Here is a 14751-nt window from a genome sequence, read left to right on the forward strand (position 1 = left end):
GCTGGCGGCGCATTGGTAACAGAGCAATCGCTCTGTTACGGTACCCGGGTGCCCCGGCCCCGCCTCTACGATCGCGATCTGGTGCTCGACGCCGCCGAGTCGCTGGCCGTGGCGACCGGGCCCGCGGGCGTCACCACCCGCGCCGTCGCGAGCAAGGCCGGCGTCTCCAACGGGGCGATCTACCACAGCTTCGGCTCCCGCGCGGACCTCGTCGCCCAGACGTGGTTGCGCGCAGCGCGCGGATTCCTGTGCGTACAGGGCGATCTCGTCGAGGCTGCGCTTTCGGGCCCGGCCGCCGATCCCGTCGACGCCGTCGTCGCGGCGGCCGACGCCCCCGCGGTCTACTACCGCCGCCACCCGCAGTCCGCGCGACTCCTGGTGCGCGTCAACCGAACTCAGCTGCTTGGCGACGGCGTCTCCGACGCGGTGGGCGCCGAACTCGCCGCGCTCGACGCCGAGCTGGTCGCCCTCCTGGTCCGACTGGCACGCACGCTGTGGAACCGTGGGGACGCCGCGGCCGTCGACGCCATCACGCTGTGCGTCGTCGACCTGCCCACCGCGTTCCTCCTGTCGCGCCACCGCATCGACGACGAGTGGGCCCGCGTCCGCCTCGGATCGGCGGTGCGGGCGACTCTCGCCGACGGTCCGCCCCCACCCACCACCACCACCAAGGAGTGACCCGTGTCCCCCACCCTGCGCCACGCCGATGGCATCGCCGTACTCGACCTCGGCGATGACGAGAACCGCTTCTCGCTGGACTTCCTCGACGCGATCGACGCCCACCTCGACGACGTGATCGCCTCTGGCGCAACGGGACTCGTCACCACCGGAACCGGGAAGTTCTACTCCAACGGCCTGGATCTGGACTGGCTGATGGCCCACGGGGATCAGATGCAGTTCTACGTCGGCCGCGTCCACGCGCTGTTCGCCCGCATCCTGACGCTGCCGATGCCGACGGCCGCAGCGCTCAACGGCCACGCCTTCGGCGCGGGGGCCATGCTGGCGATCGCCCACGACTACCGGGCCATGCGCGTCGACCGCGGCTACTTCTGCTTTCCCGAGGTCGACATTCACATCCCCTTCACGCCAGGCATGGCCGCGCTGATCCAGGCCAAGCTGACCCCCGCCGCGGCCGTCGCATCCATGACCACCGGACGCCGCTTCGGCGGCGCCGACGCGCTGCAGACCGGACTGGTGGACGCCACCGCCGAGGAATCCGCCGTGACCGCAACCGCGACCAGTTTCCTCGCGCCCATCGGGGCGAAGGACCAGGGCACGCTCGGCGCCATCAAGCAGACCATGTTCGGCCCTGCGGTCGCCGCGCTGACGAGTCAGGGCTGAACCGGGTCGCGCCCCAAGGCCGTCGGCCGTCCGAAGCGCGCCCACACCCCGGGTGAGTACAGCGCGGGCAGCGGTTCGCCGACGGTCGTCACGCCGGCGGCGGTCACCAGATCGTCGTCCAGCGTCACGACGTCGGCGGAGAACAGGTCGAACGGCGGGTGTTCGTTGGGCACCCACCACGTGCGGCCCATCGTCCGGGTGTGCGCGCCCCGGCGCGCCGTCAGCCACGTCTGAAGCGGGGTGGGAGCGACCGCGGCGCCGACGTCCACGGACACCAGGCTGTGCAGTCCCCGCCGGGGCAGTCGGCGGTGGCTCTCGTAGGTCAACCGGTCACCCGTGCGGGCCGAGCGCATCCTGGCCCAGGTGTAGGGCGTGCCGAGACCCACCCGGGTCACGGGCACGACGGCCAGCCGAGACGTCTCCAACGACCTGAACAGCACGCCGTGGCGGCCGTCGTCGTCCACGGAGTACAGCCGGACGTTGGTCTCGAGGAAGCGTCCGAAGTAGGGGATCGACCACGGCGCACCCAGCGCTACGTCACTCATCGCGAAGGGCACCAGCCCGACGTACGTCGCCCCGTCGAAGACGTCGGGACGCGTCCCCGGCGGGAACAGCGCTGCCACCGCGTCGGGGTCGACCCGCCAGTGCAGGAAGACCAAGTCGCTCCACCGCTGCCGGGTGAACACGGGCCGCGGCAGCGGCGGCGCGGTCGTCGCGAAGCCGGCGGGCAGCGAACCGCTCACGCGGCCGGTCTCAGCTCGTCACCCCTGGCCCCGACCGGTTTCCTGCTGCAGCTCGTCGATGAGGTCCGACGCCTCGGCCTTCGTCAACCCGTCGGGCAGATCGCGCTTGGCCTCCTGGGCCAGCGTCTGCAGGTAGGACCGCTGCGGACCGGTCATCGGCTCGCCGCCGGTCACCCAGTCCGAGGTGTCCTTCTCGGCGGTCTCGTTCGGCGCCTGAGCGTCGTCGTTCATGGTTCCGTTGGTGGTGTCACTGTTCGTCATGCCAGGCGTATATCCGTCGAAAGTACGTTCGAAACACTTCCCGTGACGGTTTCGCGAGGCCGGGCCCCGGGCAATCGCCCCGTGACGAAGGACCATCGAACGAGAAGATCAGAAGGGTTGGTGGCCATCCGTGCCGACCGAAGACGAGCGCCGCACCGTGCGACTCACCGCGGGCGGGCCGATGCTGGTGCAGGGACCCGTGCGCATCGAGACTCCCACCGGCGAGGTCGTCGAGTCCGACCGCTTCCTGGTCGCCATCTGCACGTGCCGCCGCAGCAAGGCCTACCCACTGTGCGACACCAGCCACCGACGCAAGCGCCGGATGGACGACAGGTCAGACGAGCCCTCGACGTAGCGAACTACGCCCGGCCGCCCAGCTGTCGGTCATGTGGTCCGCGAGGCGCTCCTCGACCAGGTCGCGGGCGCGGATGCCGAACACCACGTCGCGATCCAGCTGCGGCTCGTTGGCCAGCAGGTCACCCACGACGTCGGTGCGGACCACCTGTTCGTGCACGGCGTCGGCCTCGACGTGCTCGGCGTAGAACCGCACGCAGGCGGCCGGTGCGCCCAGCCGCTGCAGGGCCTGCACCAGCCGGTGCGACCCGGGCGGCGAGGTGATCTCCGTCGACGCGAAGTGACCGACCGCGGCGCCGCGCCAACCGCGGTGCAGCCCGAACATCGACATCAGGTTCACCACGGTCAACGACTCCGCGGGAACGTGGTCGAGGTAGGCCAGGTAACCGTCGTCGAGGTGCGCGGCTCCGAGCAGATCGCAGAACAGCCGCTGGTGGAGCCGGTCGCCGTGACCCGCGCCGTACTCGTCGAACTCGACGGCCACGAACGCGGCCTTCGCGTGTCCGGTGAGCCGGGGAATGAGCCAGGCGTGCGGATCGGCTTCCTTGAGGTGGTAGATCGACCGGTGCACGAAGTACTCGAGCATCTGCTCCCACGTGCCCTCGTCGCGCAGGTGGTACGAAAGACCTTGTCCGTCAACGGGTTCGATCGAGAGCGCGGCCATCTCGGCCGCCGCGGTCTCGTCGGGACCGATCTCGCCGACCTCCCGGACGAGGGCCTCCTCGAAGCGGTCCTCCAGCGCCGCCCGCAGGTGCAGCAGCGCGGGGTTCCATTCCCACCGGGTGTCGACGCCGTCGAAGCCGCGGTAGTGCAGTTCGTAGCAGACGTGCAGCGCCAGCTGCAGGTCGAGGCCGTAGGGGTCGGAATCGCCCAGCGGCGCGTCGATGCGGTACAGGCCGCGTCGCGACGGACGGCCGGTGATGGTGTCCAGCACGGCGGCCGACAGCGGGCCGACCGCGGTGGGCAGCGACGGAGCGAGAGTGGGAGTAGCGAGTGTCACCGGGGACCCATACCCGGGCCGTCGCGATGAAAACCCCGGCGTTGGTTCACGTTCACTGAGATGTCTCCCACAAAGGCGGGGAAGACGATTACCCCACTGCGTCCCGGGTACGCATTGGGGCAGGTGCAACCCCGCGCCGAGACACATCATCAACGCCGAAGGGGCGAACCACATATGACGACCACCAGCATCAATACCCTCATTGCCCAGCTGCGCGCCGTGTTGGATCTCACCAACACCGAGATTCAGGTAGCCGAGACCCGCGTGGTGCAGGCCCGCACCGAGGCCGTGCGCAAGGAACTCAGCCAGAACGCCGCCAACGGGCGCGCGCGGGCGGAGTCCATCGAGTCAGCCATCCGCGACCTGGGTGGCCATCCCGACGTGATCGGGCCGTTCTTCGGGCGCGCCGCCGCCGCGGTCAAGGCACTCACCGAGCAGGCGCAGCCGTTCGACGAGGCGCTCCTGGGCGACCTCGCGCTCGAGCACCAGCTGTTCGACCGTGCCCGCTACATCAAGGCCCTGGCCGTGGCCGCCAAGCAGCCCGACGTCGAGGCGCTGGCCACCCGGCTCATCACCGCGCACTCGGCGACCATCGACTGGCTCACCACCGTCCTCGCCGAGGACGCCCTCGGTGGACCCGCCGCGCTGCGCCGCACGCCGCTGCAGGCCGCCGCGGGCGCGGCAATTCAGATCGTCAACGTGCCGATGAACTGGTCGGTGCGCGGGATCGACCGCGCCGTGGAGACCGTGCGCGCGACCCCGCTGGCCATCGGCGAACTGCTCAACCGCGGCAAGCAGGCCGGCGATCTGGCCGCCAAGACGCTGGCGACCTCTCGCGACGCGGCCCTCGAGACCGCCGAGCGCGTCATGCGTGACGGTGGCGCCGAGCAGTCGGCCGACGTCGTGCACGCCGTGCGGACCGCGGCGGGCGTCCTCGACGCCTCCGAGCTGCCGATCGACGGCTATGACGAGCTCAACGTGAGCCAGGCCGTCGCCGCGATCAAGGAGCTGACCGAGCCGTCCGACGTGCGGACCATCCTCGCGTTCGAGGAGACGCACAAGCAGCGTCAGGGCGTCGTTTCCGCCGCGCAGGCGCGCATCGCCGCGATCGCGCAGGAAGTCGTCGGCATCAGCTAGTCACACCCATCGCGACGAGGGACCCCCGGTGCAACGCGCCGGGGGTCCCTTCCGTCTTCGGCGACTTCGGCGCGCCTCCGGCCCCGGTGACCTAACGTAACGACCATGGCGAACTTCTCGGCGTCGCCCGGCAGGTCCCGCCTGGGCCGTCGGCTCGGCTTGCCATTCCTCGCGGGCACTGCGGCGCTGTTCATCGGATCGAGCGGAATCGCTTCTGCTGCACCGACATTCGATGTGGAGGGCTACTCCACGTGCACCGCGACCACCACCCCGGCGCCGGGCGAGGACTACGACGCCGTCGTCTCGGACTGCTGCGTGCAGCATGCCGGAGTGCCCACCCCGACGAAGTTCGGCATGGGCTGCGTCGCGCCGGTCGACGCCGCTGGAGTCGACGAGCGACCCACGATCGTCCTGCCCGTTCGGCCCCTGCCCGCCGACAAGGCCGACGACGACCTCAACGGGCTCATCGACATGCAGCTGCCCGGTCCGCCGGCCTAGGGGGCGGGGTTTGGTGGTGGGGGCAGGATGAGTCCCGGTGGCGGGGTGGGCCCGTCGGCGGGGTCGGGCAGGTAGTCCACCAGCCCCGGCGGGATCACCGTGCCCGGGGGCGGTGCGGTACCGGGCAGCGGCTCACCCAACTGCTGACGCGGCGCCTGCCCCAACCCGCCATAGGTGCGACCCGCCCGCTGCAGATCGATCCACCGACCGAACCACGTCCCCTTGCGCACGTCGTCGTTCTCCGCACCCGGAGCCACCCCGAACTGGGTGCCCTGCCCGGGTGCGGAGGGCACGTCGTTGAGTTCCTGTGCGCCATAGGCATTGTTGAACACGTTCAGGTTCGGCACCGTCCCGAGCTGACCGTTGGGCGCCTCGGGCACCGGGTTCTGCCCCAGCACGCTGGCCGCGTCCAGTCCCACCACCTGGGGTGCGCCCAACGCCCCCGGCACCCCGGGTTGCCCGCGCTGCGCCAGCACGTCCAGGCCCTGGGCACCCAGGGGCGTCCCCACCAACGGCAACACCGGACCCTGATCCGGCGCCGGCGCCGGGGGTGCGTCCGCCGGCGGCGGCGGCGGGGGTGGGCCGTCGTCGGCGTGGGCGATCCCCGGCAACGCCACCGTCCCCAACGCCCATCCACCAATGACCAAGGCGCTCAACCGCCCTCGACGTGACACGCCCCGGTCCTAGACCGACTTGGTGACGCCGTAGTAGGCCACCACGTCATCGGTGTCGGTGGTCGAACTGGTCAACGTGGCATAGGACCGCAGGAACGACTGACCCACGCACCCATCGACCTTGATGTGGGTGTCCTTCAACGTCACCCGCGCCGGGGCGGCCTTGAACGACTTCTTGTCCACCGTCACCGTGGACACCGAGCCCGGCTTGGGGTGGATCTCGATGGTCCCCGACAACGGGAACGACACACTGCCCAAACCGATGCCGGTCAACCCGCCCGCCGCGGCACTCCCGGTGAAGCCCAGACCCACCGTCACACCGGCCTGCCCGATCAACCGCAACTGACCCAACTCGATGCCACACCCGATCTGATAGCCCGCCTCCAACGTGCCCCCGGAGAGCTTGGTCTTGCCCGACCCGGTCACCGTCCCGGTGAACGTGCCACCCACCAGGTACTCCCGCGAGGACAACGCCGTGGTCAACGGCGCCACCGGCAACTCGGTCTCATTGGTCGCCGCCACCGTCAACACCCACCCGTCCGGCGTGGTCACCACCCCCGGCGGCGAGGACGCCACCACACCGTCATCCGGCGGCGGCGGACCCGGATCAGCAGCAGGCACCACCGCCGGATCCGGATCAGCGGGCACCACCGCCGGATCCGGACCAGCAGGCGGATCGGCGAGCGCCGCCGGCGCCACCGCGGTCAGTGGCCCGACCAGACCGGCGGCGGCGAGTATGGCGAGGCGGTGGCGCGTCGTGCGTTTCATGGTCGTCATCTCTGGTGCGTCGTCTCTTCTCGAAGGTGAATTCAATTGTCGCTAAACGGACTTCGTGACACCGAGGTAGGTGATGACGTCGTCGGTGTTGTCGGTGGAACTGGTCAGCGTCGCGTACGAGCGGATGAACGACTGGCCGGCGCAGGTGTCGGTCTTGACCCGCACGCCCGTCAGGGTGATGCGGGTGGTCTTGCCCTTGAACGTCTTCTTGTCCAGCGCGACCGTGGTGACCGTGCCCGGCTTGAGGTAGACCTTGCCCTGCAGGCTCAGACCGGCGCTGAACGACGGCAGGAAGCCGGCCGCGATACCCGGGGTGACGTTGGCGCCCGGGTTGATCTCCGTCTCGTCGGAGATGATGCCGCAACCGATTTGCTCGCCGGCTTCCAGCGAGCCACCGGCCAGGGTGGTCTTGCCCGCTCCGCTGATCGTGCCGGTGAACGTGCCCGAGATCAGGTACTCCCGCGAGGAGATCGCCGTCGTCAACGGCGCCACCGGCAGCTGAGTCTCGTTGCTGCCCACCACGCTGAGGTGCCACCCGTCGGGGGTGTCCAGGATCCCGGGTGCCGCCGAGGGCACCGCGCCGGTGTCCACCGGAGGAGGCGGCGGGCCCGCCGGATCGGCGGCGGGTTCCACGGCCGGGTCCGGCGGCGGGGGGTCGGCCAACGCGGCGGGCGCCGTGCCAACGGGTATCGCTATGCACACGGCAGCCAGCGTGGCGATGTTCTTCACGGTTCGAGGGCCTTTCGATGGGTGGGGTGATCCGCTTTGGAGCGCAGGGATGTTCGCGACGGGTGTCACGCCGGGAGCCGAGGCGTGGAGTCGGCGGTCGTCGCGACGACGGCGTCAGCGGCAACAGAGAACGTCGGCAACCGCGCACTGTCCCACCGCGATGAGCGCGAGGACGTGGCCCGGAGTGCTGCCGGACGTTGTGGACATGGCGGGAGAGTACCAGTGCTTCAAGCCCGAGGCGCGGGATGTACCAACGGCTTCCACGTTCTCACGAGGGGCTCCCAGGATGGGAATCGGTTTCGACGGGTATCAAGGTGCGTGCCCGTCTACCGGTCCGCCGCAGCGCCCCGTCCACCCCGACGGCAATCGACGTGCGATCGAACGGCGTTGGGTTTCCTGGCAAGGGATTTGCTCGTGCTGATCTTTGCCGCGGACGACGGGTCGGCCCGTGACTGAGCGCGGACCCGTCGAGGCGCTGCGGGCCGACTACGACGACGCCCCGTACGAGTCCTACTCGCATCCGCGTTCGGCTCCAGGGCATCTCGCCGCCGTCGCGTGGCTGTTCGGTCTCGAGTGCGCGCAGCTGTCCCACGCGCGCGTGCTCGAGATCGGCTGCGCCGCCGCGGGCAACCTGATCCCGTTCGCCGCGACCTACCCCGACGCACGCGTCGTCGGCATCGACCTGTCCCGGGTCCACGTCGCCCAGGGCCGCGAACGGGTCCGGGCGCTGGGGCTCGCGAACGTCGAACTGCTCGTCGGCGACATCGGGCAGATGGACCTGTCCGGGCTCGGCGCCTTCGACTACGTCGTGTGTCACGGCGTCTACAGCTGGGTGCCCCGCGAGGTGCAGGACCAGCTCCTCGCCGCCTGCCGTCACCTGCTCGCCCCGCAGGGCGTCGCGTACCTCAGCTACAACGTCTATCCGGGTTGGAAGGCGAAGGAGATCGTGCGCGACGCGATGCTGCTGCGGGTGCCGCCCAACGCGTCCCCCGCCGAACGGGTGCGCCACGCCCGCGACGCCGTCGACTTCCTGGAGTCGGTGGCGCAACCCGACGGCGTCCTGGCCAGGGCGCTGGCCGACCACCGAATGCTGGCCGCCGAGACCGGTGACTACTACCTGCTGCACGAGGAACTCGAGGCCTACAACATCCCCTGCTACTTCCGGGACTTCGTGCAGCGGGCCCGCGACCACGGACTGGACTACCTCGCCGAGGCGCAACTGGAGTACATGTTCGCGCAGAACTACGGTCCCGCCGTCGTCGACGGTCTGGTGCCCAGGTACGGACACGACCACGTGCTGCTCGAACAGCACCTCGACTTCGTGCTCAACCGGGCGTTCCGGGAGACCCTCCTGGTGCGCGGCGAACGCGCCGCCGACATCCGACATCGGTTGGACCGCAACCGCTTCGAGCGCCTCCACGTCGCCGCGTTCCTCCCTCCGCTCACGACCGAGCCCCGGTTCGACGACTCCGTGCAGCACTATGGCGATCCGAGCACCGGCACGCTGTCCGCCCGCGACCCCGTCACCAAGGCCGCGCTGGCGGCACTGCACCGGCGCTGGCCGTGGACGCTGTCGCGGCGGGAGTTGATCGACGAGGTACGCGCCCAACTCCCCGCCGGCAGCGAGGCGCCGCCGGTCGAATCGAGGGTCGACGATCTGCTCGAGGGGTTGATCGGTCATGGCCATGCGCGGGTCCGGCTCGAACCGGTGGCGCCGACGTCGGAGGCCGGCTCGATCCGCCTGAACGAACCGGCTCGGCTGATGGCCGAGCTGACCGCCCCGCTCGCCGAGGCGTTCGTCGTCAATCCCTGGCACGAGACCATGCCGTTGGAGCCGCTGGACCGCTACCTGCTACCGCTGTTGGATGGCAGCCGGGATCGCGACGAACTCGTCGACGCCTTGGTGAACGTGTTCGGCGAGAACAGGATTCGCATCGAGCTCGACGACGAGCAGGAGTCCGACCCCGACACCGTTCGGGCAGTCCTGACCCAGGAGGTCGACGGACTGCCCGAACGGCTGGCCGAGCTGAGACTGCTCCGCGTGTCCGATCCGCCGCCTTAGGGGGCGGGGTCTGGTGGTGGGGGCAGGATGAGTCCCGGTGGTGGGGTGGGCCCGTCGGCGGGGTCGGGCAGGTAGTCCACCAGTCCCGGCGGGATCACCGTGCCCGGGGGCGGTGCGGTACCGGGCAGCGGCTCACCCAACTGCTGACGCGGCGCCTGACCCAACCCGCCATAGGTGCGACCCGCCCGCTGCAGATCGATCCACCGACCGAACCACGTCCCCTTGCGCACGTCGTCGTTCTCCGCACCCGGAGCCACCCCGAACTGGGTGCCCTGCCCCGGTGCGGAGGGCACGTCGTTGAGTTCCTGTGCGCCATAGGCATTGTTGAACACGTTCAGGTTCGGCACCGTCCCGAGCTGACCGTTGGGCGCCTCGGGCACCGGGTTCTGCCCCAGCACGCTGGCCGCGTCCAGTCCCACCACCTGGGGTGCGCCCAACGCCCCCGGCACCCCGGGTTGCCCGCGCTGCGCCAGCATGTCCAGGCCCTGGGCACCCAGGGGCGTCCCCACCAACGGCAACACCGGACCCTGATCCGGGGCCGGCGGCGGCGGATCCCCCGGCGCCGGTGGCGGCGGGGGTGGGCCGTCGTCGGCGACGGCGGTCGCCGGGAAGGCGAGCGCCGCGCCCACGGCCAGCACCCCAAACGCCGAAGCGGCGAACCGATTGCGATCCATCACGCCCCGGCCCTAGACCGACTTGGTGACGCCGTAGTAGGCCACCACGTCATCGGTGTCGGTGGTCGAACTGGTCAACGTGGCATAGGACCGCAGGAACGACTGACCCACGCACCCATCGACCTTGATGTGAGTGTCCTTCAACGTCACCCGCGCCGGGGCGGCCTTGAACGACTTCTTGTCCACCGTCACCGTGGACACCGAACCCGGCTTCGGGTGGATCTCGATGGTCCCCGACAACGGGAACTGCACGCTGCCCAACCCGATGCCGGTCAACCCGCCCGCCGCGGCGCTCCCGGTGAAGCCCAGACCCACCGTCACACCGGCCTGCCCGATCAACCGCAACTGACCCAGCTCGATGCCACACCCGATCTGATAGCCCGCCTCCAACGTGCCCCCGGAGAGCTTGGTCTTGCCCGACCCGGTCACCGTGCCGGTGAACGTGCCACCCACCAGGTACTCCCGCGAGGACAACGCCGTGGTCAACGGCGCCACCGGCAACTCGGTCTCATTGGTCGCCGCCACCGTCAACACCCACCCGTCCGGCGTGGTCACCACCCCCGGCGGCGAGGACGCCACCACACCGTCATCCGGCGGCGGCGGACCCGGATCAGCAGCAGGCACCACCGCCGGATCCGGATCAGCGGGCGGATCGGCGAGCGCCACCGGCGCCGCACCCATCGAGGTGAGCATGCAAGCCGAGGCCAGCAGGGCGACACGATTCAACATGGCAAAGCCTTTCACGAAATAGGGGACGGCTGGCTGCTAGACGGACTTGGTGACGCCGAGGTAGGTGATGACGTCGTCGGTGTTGTCGGTCGAACTCGTCAGCGTCGCGTACGAGCGGATGAACGACTGACCGGCGCAGGTGTCGGTCTTGACCCGCACCCCGGTCAGGGTGATGCGTGTCGACGTTCCCTTGAAGGACTTCTTGTCCAGCGCGACCGTGGTCACCGTGCCCGGCTTGAGGTAGACCTTGCCCTGCAAGCTGATGCCCGCGCTGAACGACGGCAGGAAGCCGGCCGCGAGACCCGGGGTGACGGCGGCACCCGGGTTGATCTCCTCCTCGTCGGAGATGATGCCGCAACCGATTTGCTCGCCGGCCTCCAGCGAACCACCGGCCAACTTCGTCTTGCCGCCGCCGGTGATCGTGCCGGTGAACGTTCCCGAGATCAGGTACTCCCGCGAGGAGATCGCCGTCGTCAGCGGTGCGACCGGCAGCTGAGTCTCGTTGCTGCCCACCACGCTGAGGTGCCACCCGTCGGGGGTGTCCAGGATCCCGGGCGCCGCCGAGGGCACCGCGCCGGTGTCCACCGGAGGAGGCGGCGGGCCTGCCGGATCGGCGGCGGGCTGGATCGCCGGGTCCGGGGCCGGCGGATCGGCCAACGCCACCGGCGCCGTGCCAACGGGTATCGCAATGCAGACAGCTGCCAGCGTCGCAAAACGGTTCAACATGATTGAATCGGCGCCTCTCGTGATCGAAACCCAGCGGATCCATCGGATCTGTCGCGGTGGAGCATCCAATGGCTGGGTAGCCACCGGGTGAACGGAAGGCCAACGATCCGCGCCCCGTTCGCATCCAATGCGCGCAGCCGTGATCCCTTCGACATCGACGGTGACCTGCCGGTGCGTGGACTCCGCGAGCAGCGACCAGGTCGTTGCTGAGAAACTCCTCTACGGATGCCGGGGGTTGGCCCGGCGTTCACCTTCCGGCTACCCGACTGCCACAGGGTGGACGGGCATCGTGTCGCGGAGTGCGTAGCGCCGCCGTCCGGCATCGGCGTTGGAATCGCTGCCGCCGGTGCGCGGAGGTAGCCTCCTGCTAGCCAGAACAGCATCACGAAAGAGGACATCTTGAGGGCATCCCACACCTGTGCACGGGCGCTGGCGGCGTCGCTGATCGCCCTCGGCCTCGGAAGTGCTTTTCTGCCAACGGCTTTCGCCGACGACGGCGATGGCACCGACCCGGGCAGCCCCGTTCAGGTCGCCGCGGCCCCGGAGTCCGACGACGCCCATCCCGCCGCGGTGACGGCGTGCGGCAACTTCGCTCAGGCGCTCGACGGTGCCCAGCAGTACTACGGCGACTTCGCCGATTCCTTCGAGGGGTCTGACTACAACGATCCCGCGGTGCAGGCCAGCAACGAGACGGGTCGGGCCGGCCTGCGCCAGGCGGCCGATGTGGCGACGGACGCGGCGAATACGCCCGACCTCGACCCGAGCATCGCCGATCCGATGCGGTCGTGGTCCGGGGCCGCCACCAGGCTCCTCATCAAGATGGCCGTGCACATTCCGGGCAACAGCCTCGATACCTCGGTCGCCGAGATGAACAACGACGCCACCCACGCTCAGCAAGCCTGTGCGGCGGCAGGCACGCATGCCTGACGCGTGGTGAGGCGCCTCGCCCTCGCCGCAGTCGGCCTCGCCCTCGTGGTGGCGGGCTGCTCGTCGGCCAAGCAGGCGGCCGCGCCGTCGGGACCGCCGCCCCTGGTGGGCGCGAACGCCCTCGACGCCGCACTCCTGACCCCTGGCGACGTGAACACGATCATGGGCACCACCGGGATGGTCGCCCATCCTCGCGTCGACTCCATGAGCGATCACCGCAACCTGCTGCCCAACCTCAACTGTCTCGGCATCTGGCAGGTGGACGAGGCCGGGGTCTACGGCAAGGACGGCTGGATCGCGCTGCGCCAGGAACTGCTGCGCGCGCCCGACTCCGACGCCTGGCGCACGCTCGTGGTGCAGTCGGTCGTCAACTATCCCTCGACGGACGCCGCGCGCGAGTTCTTCGACCAGTCCGCGGATCGCTGGTCGAAGTGCACCAACCACAACGTCAACATCACGCTCAACGACAGGCCGCTGCCCAAGTGGCGCAGTGGCGAGCTGACGAAGAGCGACACCCAGCTGTCGATACCGTTCACCCGTGGCAACCCCGGCGGAGTGGACTCCTGCCAGCGCGCGCTCGGGGTGCAGGACAACGTCGTCATCGACGTGCAGGCCTGCACGCGGGATGGGTCCATCGGGACGCAGGCGGCCACGGTCGCCAACCGCATCGCGGCCGGGCTGCCACACTGATCAGCCTGCGATGATGCGCTGAATCTGTACGTTGTATAAGATTCTTAAGAGCCGCTCAGCCGCTGCGGGATCTCACCCGTCCAGCGCGCGCGGCGACCCGAATGGCAGGTCCAGCAAGTGGCCGAACACTCATGTAGTGAAGTGAGGTTCTCGCATGCGCACACCCGACGCATCCCACCTGGCCGGCCTACGGACCGGCAACGGCTTTCCCAACGTCGTCGTCACCGGCATCGCCATGACGACGTCACTGGCGACGAGCGCCGAAGACACCTGGAAGGCCCTGCTCGACGGGCAGAGCGGCATCCGCACGCTCGACGATCCCTTCGTCGAGCAGTACAAGCTTCCGGTGCGCATCGGCGGACACCTGCTGGAGGACTTCGACGAGGCGCTGACCCGGGTCGAGAACCGTCGCCTTGGCTACGTCCAGAAGATGGCCACGGTGCTGGGCAGGCGGGTGTGGGAGAACGCCGGCAACCCCGAGGTCGACACCAACCGGCTGACGGTGTCGATCGGCACCGGCCTGGGGGCGACCGAGCAGCTCGTCTTCGCCTATGACGGCATGCGCGAGCGCGGCATCACCGCGGTGTCACCGCTGGCCGTGCAGATGTACATGCCGAACGGGCCGGCAGCGGCCGTCGGTCTGGAGCGACGTGCCAAGGGCGGGGTCATCACCCCGGTGTCGGCGTGTGCGTCGGGTTCGGAGGGCATCGCGCAGGCGTGGCGCCAGATCGTCCTCGGCGAAGCCGACATCGCGATCTGCGGTGGTGTCGAGAACAGGATCGAGGCGGTGCCGATCGCGGCGTTCGCCCAGATGCGCATCGTGATGTCGACGACGAACGACGATCCCGCGGGCGCGTGTCGGCCGTTCGACCGCGACCGCAACGGCTTCGTGTTCGGCGAGGGCGGCGCCCTCATGGTCATCGAGACCGAGGAGCACGCCAAGGCCCGCGGCGCCCACATCCTGGGTCGCCTCATGGGCGCCAGCATCACCTCCGACGGCTACCACATCGTCGCTCCCGACCCGAATGGCGAACGCGCCGCGCACGCCATGACCCGCGCCATCGAACTGGCGGGACTGACCCCCGGCGACATCGACCACGTCAATGCCCACGCCACCGCCACCAAGGTCGGCGACGTGGCGGAGGGGCACGCGATCAACCGCGCCGTCGGCAACTCCGCGGCGGTCTATGCGCCCAAGTCGGCGCTGGGCCACTCGGTCGGGTCCTCCGGCGCGGTGGAGTCGATCATCACGCTGCTCTCGCTGCGCGACGGCATCATCCCACCCACGCTCAACCTGAAGAACCTCGATCCCGAGGTGGACCTGGACGTGGTCGCCGGCGAGCCGCGGACCGGAGACTTCGAGTACGCGATCAGCAACTCGTTCGGCTTCGGCGGCCACAACGTGGCGCTAGCCTTCGGAAGGTACTGA

Annotated in this window: 19 protein-coding genes; 9 read left to right on the plus strand and 10 right to left on the minus strand. The window is 69.8% G+C overall.

All coding sequences use genetic code 11. The features are described 5' to 3' along the window. Positions 1-48: 48 nt before the first annotated feature. Both G6N60_RS25180 and G6N60_RS25185 read left to right on the plus strand, forming a co-directional pair. Entirely contained in the window at positions 49-678 is a 630-nt protein-coding gene (locus tag G6N60_RS25180; protein ID WP_163742456.1) for a TetR/AcrR family transcriptional regulator, read from the plus strand. 3 nt (positions 679-681) lie between these two features. Continuing rightward, the gene (locus G6N60_RS25185; RefSeq protein WP_163742459.1) at positions 682-1341 is read left to right on the plus strand and encodes an enoyl-CoA hydratase-related protein; all 660 of its coding nucleotides are present in this window, start codon (positions 682-684) and stop codon (positions 1339-1341) included. On the opposite strand, the gene G6N60_RS25190 is transcribed toward G6N60_RS25185, so the two are convergent. Both G6N60_RS25190 and G6N60_RS25195 read right to left on the minus strand, forming a co-directional pair. After that, positions 1332-2084 carry a YqjF family protein gene (locus G6N60_RS25190; RefSeq protein ID WP_163742461.1) on the minus strand — a complete coding sequence of 251 codons (753 nt, stop codon included), beginning with the start codon at positions 2082-2084 and terminating at the stop codon, positions 1332-1334. The two genes, G6N60_RS25185 and G6N60_RS25190, sit on opposite strands and share 10 nt — an antisense overlap. Before the next feature lie 18 nt (positions 2085-2102). Beyond that, positions 2103-2345, minus strand: coding sequence for a DUF3072 domain-containing protein (locus tag G6N60_RS25195; RefSeq protein WP_372510981.1), 243 nt, complete (start codon positions 2343-2345; stop codon positions 2103-2105). Between the two features lie 181 nt (positions 2346-2526). Between G6N60_RS25195 and G6N60_RS25200 the strand changes: the two genes are divergently transcribed. Beyond that, positions 2527-2700, plus strand: a complete 174-nt coding sequence (locus G6N60_RS25200) for a CDGSH iron-sulfur domain-containing protein (RefSeq protein ID WP_163744534.1) — start codon at positions 2527-2529, stop codon at positions 2698-2700. Here G6N60_RS25200 and G6N60_RS25205 read toward each other — a convergent pair. Beyond that, a complete protein-coding gene (locus G6N60_RS25205) occupies positions 2680-3699 on the minus strand; it encodes an iron-containing redox enzyme family protein (protein WP_246241018.1) in 1020 nt (339 codons plus the stop codon). The genes G6N60_RS25200 and G6N60_RS25205 overlap by 21 nt on opposite strands. Positions 3700-3873: 174 nt before the next feature. Between G6N60_RS25205 and G6N60_RS25210 the strand changes: the two genes are divergently transcribed. Continuing rightward, positions 3874-4836 (plus strand): ferritin-like domain-containing protein, encoded by a 963-nt coding sequence (locus G6N60_RS25210; protein WP_163742464.1) that lies wholly within the window; start codon positions 3874-3876, stop codon positions 4834-4836. A gap of 105 nt (positions 4837-4941) precedes the next feature. Beyond that, on the plus strand, positions 4942-5334 hold the full coding sequence (locus G6N60_RS25215) for a hypothetical protein (protein WP_163742467.1): 393 nt from the start codon (positions 4942-4944) through the stop codon (positions 5332-5334). Here the strand turns inward: G6N60_RS25215 and G6N60_RS25220 are convergent. The 4 genes from G6N60_RS25220 to G6N60_RS29070 form a co-directional block, all read right to left on the minus strand. Next, positions 5331-5990 (minus strand): hypothetical protein, encoded by a 660-nt coding sequence (locus tag G6N60_RS25220; protein WP_246241021.1) that lies wholly within the window; start codon positions 5988-5990, stop codon positions 5331-5333. The two genes, G6N60_RS25215 and G6N60_RS25220, sit on opposite strands and share 4 nt — an antisense overlap. 27 nt (positions 5991-6017) lie before the next feature. Further along, complete coding sequence (locus tag G6N60_RS25225) at positions 6018-6776, minus strand: MspA family porin (protein WP_163742473.1); 759 nt, start codon at positions 6774-6776, stop codon at positions 6018-6020. A 51-nt stretch (positions 6777-6827) separates the two neighbouring features. Next, positions 6828-7514, minus strand: a complete 687-nt coding sequence (locus G6N60_RS25230; RefSeq protein WP_246241024.1) for an MspA family porin — start codon at positions 7512-7514, stop codon at positions 6828-6830. 114 nt (positions 7515-7628) lie between these two features. Next, entirely contained in the window at positions 7629-7721 is a 93-nt protein-coding gene (locus G6N60_RS29070; protein ID WP_372511029.1) for an Ms4533A family Cys-rich leader peptide, read from the minus strand. Between the two features lie 241 nt (positions 7722-7962). Here G6N60_RS29070 and G6N60_RS25235 point away from each other — a divergent pair, with 241 nt between their 5' ends. Further along, positions 7963-9576 (plus strand): methyltransferase regulatory domain-containing protein, encoded by a 1614-nt coding sequence (locus G6N60_RS25235; RefSeq protein ID WP_163742476.1) that lies wholly within the window; start codon positions 7963-7965, stop codon positions 9574-9576. Here the strand turns inward: G6N60_RS25235 and G6N60_RS25240 are convergent. Genes G6N60_RS25240 through G6N60_RS25250 form a run of 3 tightly spaced genes read right to left on the minus strand, consistent with a single transcriptional unit; the run spans position 9573 to position 11705 of the window. Continuing rightward, positions 9573-10250 (minus strand): hypothetical protein, encoded by a 678-nt coding sequence (locus G6N60_RS25240; RefSeq protein ID WP_163744540.1) that lies wholly within the window; start codon positions 10248-10250, stop codon positions 9573-9575. The two genes, G6N60_RS25235 and G6N60_RS25240, sit on opposite strands and share 4 nt — an antisense overlap. Positions 10251-10262: 12 nt before the next feature. Further along, positions 10263-10979, minus strand: a complete 717-nt coding sequence (locus tag G6N60_RS25245; RefSeq protein ID WP_163742479.1) for an MspA family porin — start codon at positions 10977-10979, stop codon at positions 10263-10265. A 36-nt stretch (positions 10980-11015) separates the two neighbouring features. Continuing rightward, on the minus strand, positions 11016-11705 hold the full coding sequence (locus G6N60_RS25250) for an MspA family porin (RefSeq protein ID WP_163742483.1): 690 nt from the start codon (positions 11703-11705) through the stop codon (positions 11016-11018). A 399-nt stretch (positions 11706-12104) separates the two neighbouring features. On the opposite strand from G6N60_RS25250, the gene G6N60_RS25255 reads away from it, so the two are divergent. The 3 genes from G6N60_RS25255 to kasB all read left to right on the plus strand — a co-directional run bounded on the left by G6N60_RS25255 (position 12105) and on the right by kasB (position 14751). Then, complete coding sequence (locus G6N60_RS25255; protein ID WP_163742485.1) at positions 12105-12632, plus strand: Rv2240c family protein; 528 nt, start codon at positions 12105-12107, stop codon at positions 12630-12632. 3 nt (positions 12633-12635) lie between these two features. Continuing rightward, positions 12636-13322 carry a sensor domain-containing protein gene (locus G6N60_RS25260; RefSeq protein ID WP_246241027.1) on the plus strand — a complete coding sequence of 229 codons (687 nt, stop codon included), beginning with the start codon at positions 12636-12638 and terminating at the stop codon, positions 13320-13322. 178 nt (positions 13323-13500) lie between these two features. Beyond that, a complete protein-coding gene (kasB, locus tag G6N60_RS25265; protein ID WP_163744544.1) occupies positions 13501-14751 on the plus strand; it encodes a 3-oxoacyl-ACP synthase KasB in 1251 nt (416 codons plus the stop codon).

The organism is Mycolicibacterium madagascariense (genome assembly GCF_010729665.1).
Classification (GTDB): Bacteria; Actinomycetota; Actinomycetes; order Mycobacteriales; family Mycobacteriaceae; genus Mycobacterium; species Mycobacterium madagascariense.

What these genes read in the sequence shown, in the direction of transcription:
- G6N60_RS25240 (WP_163744540.1), bottom strand. Translation starts at nt 10,250, where the DNA reads ATGGATCGCAATCGGTTCGCCGCTTCGGCGTTTGGGGTGCTGGCCGTG.
- G6N60_RS25250 (WP_163742483.1), bottom strand. Translation starts at nt 11,705, where the DNA reads ATGTTGAACCGTTTTGCGACGCTGGCAGCTGTCTGCATTGCGATACCC.
- G6N60_RS25200 (WP_163744534.1), top strand. Translation starts at nt 2,527, where the DNA reads ATGCTGGTGCAGGGACCCGTGCGCATCGAGACTCCCACCGGCGAGGTC.
- G6N60_RS25210 (WP_163742464.1), top strand. Translation starts at nt 3,874, where the DNA reads ATGACGACCACCAGCATCAATACCCTCATTGCCCAGCTGCGCGCCGTG.
- G6N60_RS25215 (WP_163742467.1), top strand. Translation starts at nt 4,942, where the DNA reads ATGGCGAACTTCTCGGCGTCGCCCGGCAGGTCCCGCCTGGGCCGTCGG.
- G6N60_RS25195 (WP_372510981.1), bottom strand. Translation starts at nt 2,345, where the DNA reads ATGACGAACAGTGACACCACCAACGGAACCATGAACGACGACGCTCAG.
- G6N60_RS29070 (WP_372511029.1), bottom strand. Translation starts at nt 7,721, where the DNA reads ATGTCCACAACGTCCGGCAGCACTCCGGGCCACGTCCTCGCGCTCATC.
- G6N60_RS25225 (WP_163742473.1), bottom strand. Translation starts at nt 6,776, where the DNA reads ATGAAACGCACGACGCGCCACCGCCTCGCCATACTCGCCGCCGCCGGT.
- G6N60_RS25245 (WP_163742479.1), bottom strand. Translation starts at nt 10,979, where the DNA reads ATGTTGAATCGTGTCGCCCTGCTGGCCTCGGCTTGCATGCTCACCTCG.